Origin of the sequence: Limnoraphis robusta BA-68 BA1, assembly GCF_034932365.1 — a bacterium.
GTDB classification, from domain to species: domain Bacteria; phylum Cyanobacteriota; class Cyanobacteriia; order Cyanobacteriales; family Microcoleaceae; genus Capilliphycus; species Capilliphycus robustus.
Map to the genome: position 1 here is coordinate 39331 of NZ_JAYGHR010000020.1, position 14552 is coordinate 53882.

Consider the following 14552-nt stretch of genomic DNA (forward strand, 5'->3'; position numbering starts at 1 on the left):
ATACTATAAAGTAGTAAACTGGAGAATCAGATGACGATTGCTCAAGATTTGGAAACTCTCCAACCCCAAAGCGAATTAGAAGACGTTGAATTTCCCCCCGGAGATTTAGAAAGTAAGGAGCCACCATTGGAAAGTTATTTGCATTTACAACAATTATTACTATTGCTGAAATGTTTGGACTGGTTGTGGCAAGATAGAAACGATTATTTTGCAGCGGGAAATCTAACGATTTACTACAGTTCGGAACAGGTCAAAACGAATGATTTTAGAGGGCCGGATTTATTTGTGGTTCTCGATACCGAACGCAAGCCGAGAAAAAGTTGGGTGGTGTGGGAAGAAGGGGGAAAATATCCCAATGTCATTATCGAGTTGTTATCAAAATCAACAGCAAATGTAGACCGAACGACGAAAAAAAAGATTTACCAAGATACATTCCGAATGCCCGAATATTTCTGGTTTTCACCGGATACCCTAGAATTCCAAGGATTTCATCTAGTTGATGGTAAATATCAAGATTTACAGCCGAACGAACATGGCTATTTGTGGAGCGAACAATTACAACTCTTTCTAGGAATACATCAACAACAGTTGAGGTTTTTTACACCGGAAGGAATATTAGTTCCGACTCCCGAAGAATCTGCAAAAACCGCCGAACAACGAGCGTCAGAAGCGGAAGAAACAACTCGCAAAACCCAAGAAGAATTGGAAGCCGAACGTCAACGCAATGAACGATTAGCTGCAAAGTTGCGAGAGTTAAATATTGATCCAGATACTTTATAATTATAACATTAAAAGGGAAAATAAAATGACCATTGCTCAAGATTTGGAAACTCTCCAAACCCAAACTGAATTAGAAGACATTGAATTTCCCCCCGGAGATTTAGAAAGTAAGGAGCCACCATTGGAAAGTTATTTGCATCTACAACAACTTTTGTTCTTAATGAAGTGTTTGGACTGGTTATGGCAAGACAGAAACGATTATTTTGCCGCCGGAAATCTAACGATTTATTACAGTCCCGAACAAAAGAAAACGGATAATTTTAGAGGGCCTGATTTCTTTGTAGTTTTAAATACTGAACGTAAACCGCGTAAAAGTTGGGTGGTGTGGGAAGAAGGCGGAAAATATCCGAATGTTATTATAGAACTGTTATCAAAATCAACAGCCAATGTAGACCGAACAAACAAAAAAGAAATTTATCAAGATATCTTCCGAACACCCGAATATTTTTGGTTTTCTCCAGAGACGTTAGAGTTTAAGGGATTTGGGTTAACTTTAGGTCAATATCAAGACCTACAACCGAACGAACAAGGGTTTCTTTGGAGTGAACAGTTACAACTTTTTCTCGGTGTTTATGAACAGAAACTCCGATTTTTTACACCGGAAGGAATATTAGTTCCGACTCCCGAAGAATCTGCAAAAACTGCCGAAAAACGAGCCTCAGAAGCGGAAGAAACAAGCCGCAAAACCCAAGAAGAACTCGAAGCAGAACGTCAACAAAGACAAGCCGAACGTCAACGCAATGAACGATTAGCCGCAAAGTTGCGAGAATTGAATATTGATCCAGATACTTTATAATAATAATAGTGAAAGGAGAAAGATGATGACGATTGCTCAAGATTTAGAAGTTCTCCAAACCGAAACTGAATTAGAAAATATTGAATTTCCCCCCGGAGATTTAGAAAGTAAGGAGCCGCCATTGGAAAGTTATTTGCATCTACAACAACTCTTGCTGTTAATGAAGTGTTTAGACTGGTTGTGGCAAGACAGAAACGATTATTTTGCCGCCGGAAATCTGACCATTTATTACAGTTTGGAACAAAAGAAAACGGATAATTTTAGAGGGCCTGATTTCTTTGTAGTTTTAAATACTGAACGTAAACCGCGTAAAAGCTGGGTGGTGTGGGAAGAAGGGGGAAAATATCCGAACGTTATTATCGAACTGTTATCAAAATCAACAGCCAATGTTGATCGCACTAACAAAAAAGAAATTTATCAAGATATCTTCCGAACACCCGAATATTTTTGGTTTTCTCCAGACACTTTGGAATTTCAGGGATTTGGTTTGTTACAGGGAACTTATGAAGAACTCCAACCCAACGAACAGGGCAGACTTTGGAGCAAACAATTAAACTTATTTCTGGGAGTTTATGAAGGAAAATTGAGGTTTTTTACACCGGAAGGAATATTAGTTCCGACTCCCGAAGAATCTGCAAAAACTGAAAAACAGCAACGAGAAACCGCCGAACAACGAGCGTCAGAAGCGGAAGAAACAAGCCGCCAAACCCAAGAAGAACTCGAAACCGAACGTCAACAAAGACAAGCCGAACAACAACGCAATGAACGATTAGCGGCTAAATTGCGAGAATTGAATATTGATCCAGACACCCTGTAATTTTTATGTTCTTCTGATAGTGATTTCATCCTCTGATCAAAATACTATGCCTGCTAGGGATATTTATCATCAAACGGTCAAAAAAGCACTGATAAAAGATGGCTGGACTATCACTCATGATCCTTTACGAATTCGATTAGCAAGAGGTAGAAACCTGTTTGTTGATATGGGTGCTGAACGGTTGCTTGCTGCTGAACGTGATGCAGAAAAAATAGCCGTTGAAGTCAAGAGTTTTACCCGTCCTTCCGAAATGAAAGACCTTGAAGAAGCTGTGGGTCAATTTGTTCTGTATTCTCGCTTATTAAAGCGCTATTATCCCGACTATACTCTTTATTTAGCCGTGAGTGATAACATCCGAAAAACAGTCTTTGAAGAAGAAGCAGGTCAAACATTAATTGAGGATGGTATTATCCGCTTATTCAGTTTCGATCCAACTTTAGAGGTGATTATTCAATGGATTCGCTAAAATCTTCCTATCGTGATGTGATTGAAAACGTGTTGAAAAATTATGCCGAGTTTTTAGCTGGCGATGAAATAGAACTTGAACTGGTTTTTGATCGAGAACGCGATCGCTATTTGTTGGTCGAAACAGGCTGGCAAAATGATTATCGCATTTACGGAACAGTATTACATATTGATGTGATTGACGATCAACTTTGGATTCAGCATGATGGTACTGAAGACGGGGTGGCTTTGGAGTTAGTCGCCGCCGGAATTCCGAAAGAAAAAATTGTCTTGGGTTTTAAGCCGCCTTCCGAGCGAAAATATACAGAATTTGCAACTCACTAAGCTGTTAATTTACAATAAAAATTTAGATGAAGTTCAAAAAAGTATGAGTTTAACTAACACGATTCTTAAAAAAATTACTCAAATCCTTGAAAGTTTTTCGCCAGACAAACAACAGGAAGTTCTAAATTATGTTGAGTTTCTACAGAGTAAATCTATTTTTGAGCAGTCTAAGTTATCTTGGGATGAATTTATTCAGAGAACCGATGGGAGTTGTGCAGACGATCCAATAGTTCTTGATGAAGAAGGCATTTCAGAGGAAAGTCCGAGATAGTGCAACTCCGGGGAATCTCAACTGCATAACTCTAACACCCCCAAAAATAGGTTAGAAGTGAATGAACATCTACCCTTGGAGGAATTGCGGTGTTGAACCTCAAAGCGTTAACCCTGGCGGCGATCGTTGGTGTGTTGAGTCCGATTCTACCCCCAAACGTTCTATCTGAGTCCCCAGTTCTCGCCCAAACTCAACAGCAACGCAAAGCCGAAGCTGATCGATTGTTAGATCTGGGTATTCAACAATTTAATATAAGCCAATTTCGAGAAGCGTTGCAGTCTTTTCAACAAGCTTTAGATATTTATCGGGAAATCGGAAACCGCCAAGGGGAAGCCAATTCTCTCAACAATTTGGGCAATGCTTACAATAGTTTGGGGCAGTACCAGAAGGCGATAGAATTCCATCAGCAGTCGTTAACCATTGCACGAGAAATAGGCGTTAGCGAAGCTCCTACGAAGGAGGCTCGCAATGGAGAAGCGAGATCTCTGGGCAATTTGGGCAGTGTTTACTTTCGTTTGGAGCAGTACCACCAGAAGGGGATAGAATTTCATCAGCAGTCTTTAGCCATTAAACGGGAAATAGGCGTTAGCGAAGTTCCTACGAAGGAGGCTCACTCAGGGGAAGGAAGTTCTCTGGGCGGTTTGGGCAATGCTTACCATAGTTTGGGGCAGTATCAGAAGGCAATAGAATTCCATCAGCAGTCTTTAACCATTGCACGGGAAATAGGCGATCGCAGGGGGGAAGGGAGTTCTCTGGGCGGTTTGGGTAATGCTTACCATAGTTTGGGGCAGTACCATCAGGCAATAGAATTCTATCAGCAGTCTTTAACTATTTTTCGAGAAATCGGCGTTAGCGAATCTCCTACGAAGGAGGTTCGCTTTGGGGAAGCGGTTTCTCTAATGAATTTGGGCATTGCTTACCGTAATTTGGGGCAGTACCAGAAGGCGATAGAATTCCATCAGCAGTGGTTAACGATTGCACGAGAAATTGGCGATCGCTCAGGGGAAGCGAATTCTCTCAACAGTTTGGGTTGGACGTACTGGAACTTAGCACAGTATCAAAAAGCAATAGAACTCTATCAACAGTCTTTATCGATCGCAAGGGAAATTGGATACCATCAAGCCGAAGCTAATTCTCTGGGCAATTTGGGCTTGGCATATCAGACTTTGGGGCAGTACCAGCAAGCAGTTGAATTCTACCAACAGGCTTTAGCTATTGACAAAAAAACAGGGGATAGGCGTGGAAAAGCTGCTTCGTTGAACAACTTGGGCTTGGCATATGAGAGTTTGGGGCAGTACCAGAAGGCGATAGAATTCTACCAGCAGTCTTTAACCATTGCACGAGAAATAGGCGATCGCAGGGGGGAAGGGAGTTCTCTCGGCGGTTTGGGCAGTGCTTACAATAGTTTGGGGCAGTACCATCAGGCGATAGAATTCTATCAGCAGTGGTTAACCATTGCACGAGAAATAGGTGATCGCAGGGGGGAAGGGAGTTCTCTGGGCGGTTTGGGCAATGCTTACCTTTTTTTGGGGCAGTACCAGCAGGCAATCGAATTCTATCAGCAGTGGTTAACCATTGCACGAGAAATCGGCGATCGCTCAGGGGAAGGATTAAGCCTTAGTAACATTGGTATTTTACTAGAAAAACAAAACCAACCTGAAGTGGCTATTGTCTTTTTAAAGCAGTCTGTGAATACAACCGAATTAATTCGTCAAGATCTTCAAAGTTTATCGCGGGAGTTGCAGCAATCCTATACCGATACTGTTGCGGGTCGATATCGTCGTCTGGCGGATTTATTACTCTCTCAAGGACGCATTGCTGAAGCTCAACAGGTTTTAGAATTATTGAAGGTTGAAGAACTGCGAGAGTTTACCCGCAATACTAATATTCGAGAGTCTACCGAGCGGATTAGCCTGAATAATTTTGAGCAGAAAATTATTGATGAATACGGTACATTAATAGAGTTTGGAGCGAAAGTTTATGACTGCGAACGAAACCGATGTCAGCAATTACCCCAACTCAAAGAACAGCGACGCCTCCTTTCAGAACAATTTAATCAAAAAATAGACGAACAGATCGCCGTTATTCGAGAAAATCGCCAAACTGATGATAGTTTCTATGATCCGCGTTATCTCAATGAAACCGCCCGGGATATTGTGGAAGCGCAACCGGGAACGGTGTTAATTTATCCTTTGGTGTTAGAAGATAAACTCTGGATACTGTGGACAACTGCGGGAAATGTGGCGGGAAGCAAAGAGATTCCGGTGAGTCAGCAACAGCTAGGAAACATGGTGGTTAAATTTCGAGCGCTGTTAGATAATCCTAATTCAAATCTACAGGAATTACAGGCGACGGCTCAACAACTTTATCAATGGTTAATTCAACCGATAGAGTCTGAACTGACTCAAAATAAGATTGAACGGTTAGTTTTTGCTCAAGATCGGGTGACTCGTTATATTCCGATGGCGGCTTTACATGATGGCGAACAATATCTGATTCAACGTTACACCATTCATTCGATTTTGTCAGCCCAATTAACCGATATGAACGATAAACTTTCTCCGGGTATTGAAGAGAACTCGGTGTTGGCGTTGGGACTGTCTAATGGGGTTGCTGAGTTTGACCCGTTACCGAATGTTGAAACGGAATTGAATAACATTGTTCGCAGTGATGAAAGGGACTCGGAGGGAATTTATTTGGGTCAAAAATATCTCAATCAAGCTTTTACCTTTGATATTCTCACTCAAAATGTTGCCGGACATCGAATTTTACATATTGCGACTCACGGCAAATTTGAACCGGGAGTTCCCGAGAATTCTTTCATCGTTTTAGGAACGGGAGAACGTCTGACTATTCCCGAAATTAATAGTATTGGTTCGGAGTTAAAAGACGTTCATTTAGTGGTATTATCGGCTTGTGAAACGGCGTTGGGGGGGCCGGATGCGGAGGGGATTGAAATTGCCGGAATTAGTTCTTATTTCCTCCAAGCCCAACGTGCGAGTGCGGTAATGGCTTCACTTTGGTTAGTGAATGATCCGGCGACAAGTCGTTTAATGCAACAATTTTACAGTTATTTATCGTCAGGAAAAACTAAAGCAGAAGCGTTACAATTGGCTCAATTAAGTTTTCTAGATAATAATCCAAATTTAGCAGAAAATAGATCACGGACAGGTGATGCAACGATTGTTTTAGTTGATGACGAAACGGGATTACCTGTTGATGTTAGTAATAATCTCAGTCATCCTTATTATTGGGCAGCGTTTATTTTAATTGGCAATGGTTTATAAATATTATCTCAGTTCAATCAATAATATTTGTGTAGGGGCGGGTTCACAATTAATTGATGTTTTCCCACAGATAACTGATATAAACCCGCCCTCTTTCAGTCAGCCATCATGTAGGGGCGGGTTCACAATTAATTGATGTTTTCCCACAGATAACTGATATAAACCCGCCCTCAAGAGGTTGTTTTAAAAGTGTTATATGTGATCTCAAACAGCCCTGCTTTTAGGAGAGGGGTTGGGGGAGAGGTTTAGAACCCCCACCAACCTCCCCCTAAAAGGAGGAGGCCTAATTTCTTCTTAACCCCCACCAACCTCCCCCTAAAAGGAGGAGGCTAATTTCTTCTTAACCCCCACCAACCTCCCCCTAAAAGGAGGAGGCTAATTTCTTCTCCCCTCGCCATTAAACAATAGTCCCATTAGGGACACCTTTTCCCTCTCCTCGTAGGAGAGGGTAGGGAGAGGTGAAGAGGGGTTGGGGGAGAGGTTCTTAATACTCAAAACAAAGCTGATTAACAGTATCATTAATTAACGCTTTCAAGTCCTCAGAAGGAGACTCAATTGATAACACTTCTTGCCAAAATTCTGACCAAAGTTGTTGACGGGCAAAATAATCGGCTCGCTGTAAAATTGCCGCCTCTCCCGTGATATTTTTTGCCGCGAGTTCCTGTTGTAAATTCTGCAAACCTTGAGTGATATTATTCCGTTCTTCAGGAGTCATTATCCTAAACAAAATTGGACGATAATCCGTTGGCATCCGGGTAAACACCTGAAGTTCATAAATTTGATTGGGTTTTAATGGCTTTTCTACCGCAACTTGAGAGAGTTTAAACGGCGTTGAAGATGCGGTTTGAAAATTTAAGTTCACCTGATTTTTAGCAGAAATATCACGACTCCAAACAACCGTTCCGTTACCTTGTTCTCGAATTTCTACTTTCACAATATTTCCTGTCCAGGTAAAAATCGGACGTTCGTTCAAAACCTGTTCAACTTCTGAGATTTTATCGGGTGCAACTGCACAGAAACTCTCTCCTTTTCCGCCTCCTTCTTGTCCTCGTCTTTGGGGTTCGCTACTCGGAAGAAGTCTCCGCCAACGTTGTTCAGTATTTTTATTTTCTGCTAAAACATTCGGGATAAAAGAAACGCCGATAAAACTTGCAAAAATTGTTAAGCAAACAGACAAGCGAATCACAGACGAGAGAAGGTTTAATTTGGGTAGATTATTCATTGGTAAAACCCTGAAATTGTTCAAATTTTGAGAGTGTTTTAAGTCTTAAATGCGGTAACATATAGACCCAGATAATAGCAACGGGAATGATTATCGGAAATAACACAGAAGCTGAAAGATAAAGTAGTAAGCTGATTAATCCATAAAAAAATGTTCCTTCAGTTAGAAAAATTAAAACTTTTTTTGAAGAAGGTTCGTGCTGCTCGATAACAATATTAACTCCTTTGCTGATAAATGCAAACAACCACAAAACCCACAAATCAGGAATCGGAATAACGGGTTTTTGATTGAGAAAATGATGAAATAAATAAGCGTGAATTTCACCTCCTAAAATAATGTGACAAGCACGCCGAGGATAAGATTTATTTTGCCAATAACAAAACCCTGGCGGTGCAGGTAAATTATCCTCGCCAGCACTATTTAAGCCTGCATTGCTGTATCCTCCAGGGATAATAAAAATTACGGGTTGTTGAACTTGTTCCGGTTGAGTTGCGAGAAAATCTTGAGCAGAAATGCTTTTATAAACCTGTTTTTGGGGAATCGAAAAGTCTACAATGGGATGCAGCCAATATTGATGAAAACTGTAGGATATCATCGTTAATACTGAAGGACGCATCCACTTTGAAAATAGATTTTCAGTCAATTGAGTCGGATGTTTGGGTTGTAAATAGGGTTCAGATTGAGCAGAAATAGAACCTAAAGCTAATAGATAACTCAACGGAAAAGGACGTTCTTCATTTTCTAAGGGAAGCAGAGTAATATAACGACCATTTTCCCAAATTCGAGTATCTCCTTGCCAATTTATATCTGCAAATTTGGGTAATGTCCAGAGGCGTTCATCCTGTAAATTTCGGCTTGTGGCAAAGATATACAACGATTGAGAATTTTGTCGCGCTGCATTTAAGGATGCTTCTAATACCTCATCCTCTTGAGGTTGAACGGTTTTTAATACATAGTCAATCCCAACAACATCGGGGTTAATTTTGGCTGCATGGTTAATTAATTGAGCGAGATATTTTCGATTAATTAGAGGGTCGGGGAAACCCACTTCAGTTAGGGAAAGGTCATCAATTTTGACCAATAAAATAGAAGGGGTTATTGATGGAACTTGTCCAGTGATATCCCGATAAACAGCTTGAATTTTAACCCGTTGTTCGAGTAAATGATACTGAACAGGTAATTGCAAACTTAAAACAGATAACGTTGCTAAAGCGATAACTTCATGCCATTTTGGTTGTAGAAGTTGCCTAATAAAATGTTTCCATCCCGTCGGTTGAAGCCGAAAAAATTGAGTGTTGGGATAGCAAAATAGGGAAGGAATTAAAGAAGCCGAAGGATAGGTAAAAGATTTCTCGATATTGAGAAAGTTACAAACTGCAATTAAAGATTCCTGAACATCTTTATATTCAGCCAAATTTTGCAAAAATTGTAACAGAAATTCCCCAGCAACTTGATTGTGAATGGGTTCCCGCATGACGGCGACTTGACTCAATCCTAAGTTAATCAAAGTCTCAGCAATTTTTAAGCCATTGCAGGAATTAAACAAAGCAAATTTCAATCCATTATTCTTGGCAATTTCTAACTGATGGCTAATATCTTTGATGTGTAAAAACTCTCCGGGTGCAATTCCTAATTCTCCTCCTGTCAAGTTAGTTTCATTGCTATGTCCTGCAAAAAATAACACATCCCAACCCTTTTCATCGGTAATGGCTTGTTTAATTTCTGTTTCCAAGTCTGAGATAGATTTTCCCGGTTCCCAACCCACTTTTTTAACCGTTGCTAGGGGTTTCAGTTTGTTTTGCAGCGTGAGGAAATCTTGCTGAAAATTCAGACGACCATCTTGACCAATAATCGCTAAAATTCGAGGTTGAGAACGTTTAACCGTTAGAGTCGGATGGGATGTAAAATTGTTGGGAATTCGAGTAATATTGAGTTGAGCAGTTGTCGCCATTTCAACGCCAATTTCCCAAGATTCCCAAGGTAATTTTGCCAGTTCTGTTGAACCACAGATTAAGCCGAGATTAATCTTTTGTTGAGAGGAATATTTTCGACAAATATCAGAAATCTTGACTCTAATTTCATGTAATTTCTGGCTGCGTAACCATTCATTAAACTCATAGAGCAGATGAGTTTCGGTGTCAACTAAACGAGCTTTCCAGTCTGTTACTGGAGGTTGTATTGTCCCACTTCCGGCGGATTTTCCTCGCAAATTGCTGTCTGTAACGTCTGGGTTAAAGGAAGGTTGAGTCTGATAGTAGTTGATGTAGGCTTGACGCCAATCTTGATAGAAAACCATCAACGTTTGAGGAAAGGTAACCTGGGAGGAGAGGCGTTTTCCCTGCTCCCAAGTTAATTCAAATAAACAAGATTGTTCGATGTGTTGAACGGACAATTGCAGCATGATAGTTTGGCTTTAAACTAACGAATAAAAGTGAATGGGGGTAAAGTAATTGCAGTTCCATTCGGAAAATTTATCGTCACAGAAAACTGTTCATTATAATCCCCAATGACTTGAGCGTAAATATACGCTTTACTGGGGTTCGTTAAAACAGGTTCTTCTAGCAAGTTCAACTCATCTCTAACCCTTAATTGAGTTCCCACAGGTAAACTTGAACTGGGTTGAGAGGTCAGCAACAGTAATAGCGTCCATTCGGGGGAATAACTATTAGGATTAATTTGCCAAGTTGTTGCATATAAACGCATAGCAACTTCACCCCAAACAAACTCTTTACAAGCGGTTCTCGCTTCAAAAGGAACTACAACTTTAGGGTCTTGCTTTCTTAACGCATTAACAGCCTCGCTAAACAACTCCATTGGGCTTCTTGCATCTCGAAATTCTGAACTGTAAGATAGAGGAGGAAGTAACATCCAAGATAGGTCTTGGGCGATTTTATCTAACTGATTGTTTAACCAATTGGCAACATTTAAAACGGGTTTAACGGCTTGATATAATTGTTGTTTACTGCTAACAGGTTCGGGTTCAAAACACCGCAAATACAGCAATAATTTATCGGGTTTTAATTCAAACCAATCTGTTGAAAGTAACGCTAGTTCATCATCAATAATTATTGGGGTTTGTTGGCTGAGTTGTGTTGAAGTTAAATATCCCAACACGGAAACATTAACCTGTTCTTCAGCATCTTCTAACACAGGTAAATCTTCGATAACTTCCACTAAAACATACAATTGAGAGGCGTTTATCTCGTTTTCTAAGAGAACTCTGGGAACACAAACTTCAGAATTCGTCGAACTATCGGTAACAATTAAATTCAGTCTGAAGTTGTCAACTTGAACCTGATTAACAGATAGACTAGATAGCTGAATATCATGCTCTATTGTAAACTCTGGGGCGCGTAGCCGCAACCATTCAACTATTCCTAATTTAGCAAGAATATTCAGATAAACTTGCCATTGTTGGCGGGGACGAGTTGCTAATTTTTTGCTCATTTCTGCTGCTAAATTTACCTGTTCTAAGGTCAGAGAAATACTATCTTCAGCGAAATATTTTCCGAAATTTAAGGGGTTAGATTCCATCATTGTGTTTTTCATGGCTGTTGTTTCCAATTCTAAGTTTATAGGTTGAACTTCAAAACTCAAGATGACGACAGAGACGGCGAAAAAATAAGCTATCGCGGGAACAATTGGGAGTCATCGTATCTCGTTGGGCTTCTTCCATCATTCGGTCAATTTCTGCGGCTAAAGCCTGTTCTAGACGTTCCAATTTAACGAGATTATTATAGTAACGGGCGAGTTGAATAACTTGGTCTTTCAAGGTACTGAGTAACCGTTGTTGGATATCTTCTCGCAGCGTTTTTAGCTGCAACAAACGAGTCACATTATCTTGTCGTTTTAACCCGATTTCTCTGGCAATTTCACTCATGCTTTGACCCTGGCAATATAACTGTAACCCTTGAATAAACGTTTTATCTTTTGGGGGTTTGCGCTTTTTAAAGTAACTCAAACGTTCTTGCAACACTTGTACAATGGCTTCGTCAAGTTTAGTAATAAGTAATTGACGATAACGTTGCAAACACTCCTCCATTTCTCTCTCGGTTTCATCGTTAGTAGATAAAGGTATATTATCTTGAATTTCTTCTTTTTTAGGGTGACGCGATCGCCTAATTAATTCGGCAAGAGATTCTAACTCTTCTAATAGGTCATCATAAGTAAAACCTGTGATTCCCTTTTCTTCTAAATCGGCGATAATTCTGTTTAACTGTTCGGGCGTTGGAGGTTGACAGCGAGAACGAGAACGGGTGAGGTTTTGTTGTAAGCGATCGCTCAAATAAACCGTTTGATAACTGTCTAAAATTTCCCTTGCTTTTTGAGCTGGAGTTGAGTTATAATTGTAGAATTCAGTTAGTAACCGTTCTAACTGTTGAGGATAGTAATTATTGAGAAGTGACCAGTCACTTTCTAGATAAATTCCGCATTCCTCCAGAAACATCTGCAATTCCCCATGAGATCTCACCAGTCTTGCAGTCCAAGTGCTAAGTTGACCTTTTTCTGGGTTAAAGGTTTGGAGAATTTTGTCGGCGAGGGATTCATATTGTGTATTAAGTTGCAAGTGGAAACGCTGAAGCAATTTAACATCATCGAGAACAAATGGAAGCAAATCTATTTGATTAAAACCGCCCTTTTCTCCAAACCGTCTCGCCAATTCTAAACAAGTTTGATCGATTTGCTGAGAAATAAAACACCGCAAACACAGTTCAGCTTGTCCTTGAGTTTCTGAAGCCATCAAACCCACTAATTTTCGTTGAATAGCGGCGTCTGGAACATCCTGTTTATCTATCCATTCAGGAAACTGTTGTTGAAAGAAAGCTTTAGCAGATGAAATTTCTTCCACCCGACGTTTACCGCCTCCGTCCAACCTCACCCAACACCAATATCGCAGCGTAGAACCCATGATAGTATAAAATAACCTCCAAACTTATCCTATCTGTTCTGACATATTCTGAGGCTACGGAACTTATGCAGTTTTAGGTGTTCCGATGCTAATTAATCTTTTGATAATCTGAATAACGGTATAAAGTTGGTTATCTCGGCGGGTAGAGAGAGTAAACTTATCAGATAAATCGTACTGTTTTTGTTGACTATCCAACTTCACAAATAGAAAATCCTCCCCGTAAGTTACAATAGCTTTATTGAACTGTGAGATCAAGTCATGCCTGAATTAAAGATTAACATTAGTGAAACGACTCATAAAACCCTGCTAACATTGGCAGAAACATCGGGCAAAAGCCTTCAGACTATTTTAGAGCAAGCAGTTGAAAACTATCGTCGATCTGTTTTTATCATGGAAGCTAATCAAGCGTTTACTGCTTTGAGAGAGAACGAGACATTGTGGCAAGAAGAACTTGCTGAAAGGCAGGAATGGGAACAAACTTTAGCAGATGGAGTAGCAGTAGGTTGGGTTGAAGAATAAAACCCAACAACTGATAGAATATTAATTAACTAAAAACCCTCCATTGATCGCCAATCGCCAGTTTTGTAGGTTGGGTTGAAGTATGAAACCCAACAACCAATTTAATAGTTATTAATTTTTTCGGTTGTGTTGAATTATGAAACCCAACAACAGATTTAATAGTGATTAATTTTTTCGGTTGAGTTTAACCATGAAACCCAATAACTGATAGAATATTAATTAACTAAAAACGTTCCATCGATCGCCAATCCCCAGTAAAAATAAAAGATGCCCAATAAAAAGGATGTTCATAAAAAGGCTCTTCTAACAAATCTAACTGAATTTGACGCATGGCAATAGAACGCCCTTCCCCCCTTTTGATGCGCTCATAATACAACGAAATTAACTCACTGGTACCATAATCATCCACCTGCCATAAACTCATTAATTGACTCTCCGCCCCCGACTTCACAAACGCCCGACGCAACCCATAAACCCCCTCTCCATTTGCAAGGGAACCCAACCCCGTTTCACAAGCCGATAACACCACCAATTTCGTCCCATAAAGCCTCAGTCTCGTCACTTCCGACGCCGTTAATACCCCATCCTCCTCACCGCTTTGACGAACATTAAACCCCGCCAACGCCAACCCGGAACGCAAGAGGGGGTTTTCTGTGTTGCGGGGAGTCGGTTTACAGTCGGGTAGAAAATCGGGGTTCGGAATAAAAATAATCGTCCCTTCCCGGAGACTGCGAGTTCCAGTGGTGGGAATACAGTCAATATCTTCCAAAAAGAAACCGTGAGTGGCAAGATGAAGAATCAGGGGCGCTTGCAGTTCATTCAGTAGGTTTTCCGTCGCCTGTGAACCCGTGAACAGTTGTAAATTGGGAATCAGGGGTAGGATGGTGTCGGCTTCCAGTTGGGTGCCTTCTAGGGGGCTAAACGTCAGGGTCGCTAAATCTGTAGACCGTTGGTTTGACCTCATCCCCGACTCTTTTCTATTAGCGCTCGCTTGTATACACCCGTTTTTTCTGCCCCCTAAATCCCCGCCCCCTAAATCCCCCGCCCCCGTGACCCCAAATTCTGGGGGTATTTCTGGGGGACTTTGAACTCTATTTCCCCCCAAAGTTGGGGGGCTAGGGGGGCTAAATCCCAAAGTTGGGGGGACAAAGGGGGGCAAGCT

General features: G+C 40.8%; 13 protein-coding genes. 8 read left to right on the forward strand and 5 right to left on the reverse strand.

All coding sequences use genetic code 11. The features are described from left to right. Positions 1-30: 30 nt before the first annotated feature. The 7 genes from VB836_RS10090 (at position 31) to VB836_RS10120 (ending at position 6740) form a co-directional block, all read left to right on the forward strand. A complete protein-coding gene (locus VB836_RS10090) occupies positions 31-780 on the forward strand; it encodes a Uma2 family endonuclease (RefSeq protein WP_323219239.1) in 750 nt (249 codons plus the stop codon). 25 nt (positions 781-805) lie between these two features. Beyond that, on the forward strand, positions 806-1576 hold the full coding sequence (locus VB836_RS10095) for a Uma2 family endonuclease (RefSeq protein WP_323219240.1): 771 nt from the start codon (positions 806-808) through the stop codon (positions 1574-1576). Positions 1577-1601: 25 nt separating this feature from the next. After that, entirely contained in the window at positions 1602-2393 is a 792-nt protein-coding gene (locus VB836_RS10100) for a Uma2 family endonuclease (protein ID WP_323219251.1), read from the forward strand. Between the two features lie 46 nt (positions 2394-2439). Further along, positions 2440-2859: a XisH family protein gene (locus VB836_RS10105; protein ID WP_323219241.1), complete on the forward strand. Its 420-nt coding sequence runs from the start codon at positions 2440-2442 to the stop codon at positions 2857-2859. After that, a complete protein-coding gene (locus tag VB836_RS10110; RefSeq protein ID WP_323219242.1) occupies positions 2847-3182 on the forward strand; it encodes a XisI protein in 336 nt (111 codons plus the stop codon). The genes VB836_RS10105 and VB836_RS10110 overlap by 13 nt, the downstream gene beginning before the upstream one ends. A 43-nt stretch (positions 3183-3225) precedes the next feature. Continuing rightward, positions 3226-3453, forward strand: coding sequence for a DUF2281 domain-containing protein (locus VB836_RS10115; RefSeq protein ID WP_323219243.1), 228 nt, complete (start codon positions 3226-3228; stop codon positions 3451-3453). 89 nt (positions 3454-3542) lie between these two features. Then, complete coding sequence (locus VB836_RS10120) at positions 3543-6740, forward strand: CHAT domain-containing protein (RefSeq protein WP_323219244.1); 3198 nt, start codon at positions 3543-3545, stop codon at positions 6738-6740. Between the two features lie 484 nt (positions 6741-7224). Here VB836_RS10120 and VB836_RS10125 read toward each other — a convergent pair whose 3' ends face one another. Genes VB836_RS10125 through VB836_RS10140 form a run of 4 tightly spaced genes read right to left on the reverse strand, consistent with a single transcriptional unit; the run spans position 7225 to position 12871 of the window. Beyond that, complete coding sequence (locus VB836_RS10125) at positions 7225-7962, reverse strand: hypothetical protein (RefSeq protein ID WP_323219245.1); 738 nt, start codon at positions 7960-7962, stop codon at positions 7225-7227. Continuing rightward, positions 7955-10363: a CHASE2 domain-containing protein gene (locus VB836_RS10130; RefSeq protein ID WP_323219246.1), complete on the reverse strand. Its 2409-nt coding sequence runs from the start codon at positions 10361-10363 to the stop codon at positions 7955-7957. The genes VB836_RS10125 and VB836_RS10130 overlap by 8 nt, the downstream gene beginning before the upstream one ends. A 17-nt stretch (positions 10364-10380) precedes the next feature. Then, positions 10381-11511: a DUF1822 family protein gene (locus tag VB836_RS10135; RefSeq protein ID WP_323219247.1), complete on the reverse strand. Its 1131-nt coding sequence runs from the start codon at positions 11509-11511 to the stop codon at positions 10381-10383. 37 nt (positions 11512-11548) lie between these two features. Continuing rightward, positions 11549-12871 carry a hypothetical protein gene (locus VB836_RS10140; protein WP_323219248.1) on the reverse strand — a complete coding sequence of 441 codons (1323 nt, stop codon included), beginning with the start codon at positions 12869-12871 and terminating at the stop codon, positions 11549-11551. Positions 12872-13129: 258 nt separating this feature from the next. On the opposite strand from VB836_RS10140, the gene VB836_RS10145 reads away from it, so the two are divergent. Beyond that, positions 13130-13390 (forward strand): hypothetical protein, encoded by a 261-nt coding sequence (locus VB836_RS10145; protein ID WP_323219249.1) that lies wholly within the window; start codon positions 13130-13132, stop codon positions 13388-13390. A 223-nt stretch (positions 13391-13613) separates the two neighbouring features. Here the strand turns inward: VB836_RS10145 and VB836_RS10150 are convergent. Beyond that, on the reverse strand, positions 13614-14552 hold a 939-nt coding region (locus tag VB836_RS10150; protein ID WP_323219250.1), incomplete at its 5' end, for a CHAT domain-containing protein.

Bases quoted from the DNA above. Each gene is read 5' to 3' on its own strand.
- VB836_RS10090 (WP_323219239.1), top strand. From the start codon at position 31: ATGACGATTGCTCAAGATTTGGAAACTCTCCAACCCCAAAGCGAATTA.
- VB836_RS10095 (WP_323219240.1), top strand. From the start codon at position 806: ATGACCATTGCTCAAGATTTGGAAACTCTCCAAACCCAAACTGAATTA.
- VB836_RS10100 (WP_323219251.1), top strand. From the start codon at position 1,602: ATGACGATTGCTCAAGATTTAGAAGTTCTCCAAACCGAAACTGAATTA.
- VB836_RS10105 (WP_323219241.1), top strand. From the start codon at position 2,440: ATGCCTGCTAGGGATATTTATCATCAAACGGTCAAAAAAGCACTGATA.
- VB836_RS10110 (WP_323219242.1), top strand. From the start codon at position 2,847: ATGGATTCGCTAAAATCTTCCTATCGTGATGTGATTGAAAACGTGTTG.
- VB836_RS10115 (WP_323219243.1), top strand. From the start codon at position 3,226: ATGAGTTTAACTAACACGATTCTTAAAAAAATTACTCAAATCCTTGAA.
- VB836_RS10125 (WP_323219245.1), bottom strand. From the start codon at position 7,962: ATGAATAATCTACCCAAATTAAACCTTCTCTCGTCTGTGATTCGCTTG.
- VB836_RS10130 (WP_323219246.1), bottom strand. From the start codon at position 10,363: ATGCTGCAATTGTCCGTTCAACACATCGAACAATCTTGTTTATTTGAA.
- VB836_RS10135 (WP_323219247.1), bottom strand. From the start codon at position 11,511: ATGAAAAACACAATGATGGAATCTAACCCCTTAAATTTCGGAAAATAT.
- VB836_RS10140 (WP_323219248.1), bottom strand. From the start codon at position 12,871: ATGGGTTCTACGCTGCGATATTGGTGTTGGGTGAGGTTGGACGGAGGC.
- VB836_RS10145 (WP_323219249.1), top strand. From the start codon at position 13,130: ATGCCTGAATTAAAGATTAACATTAGTGAAACGACTCATAAAACCCTG.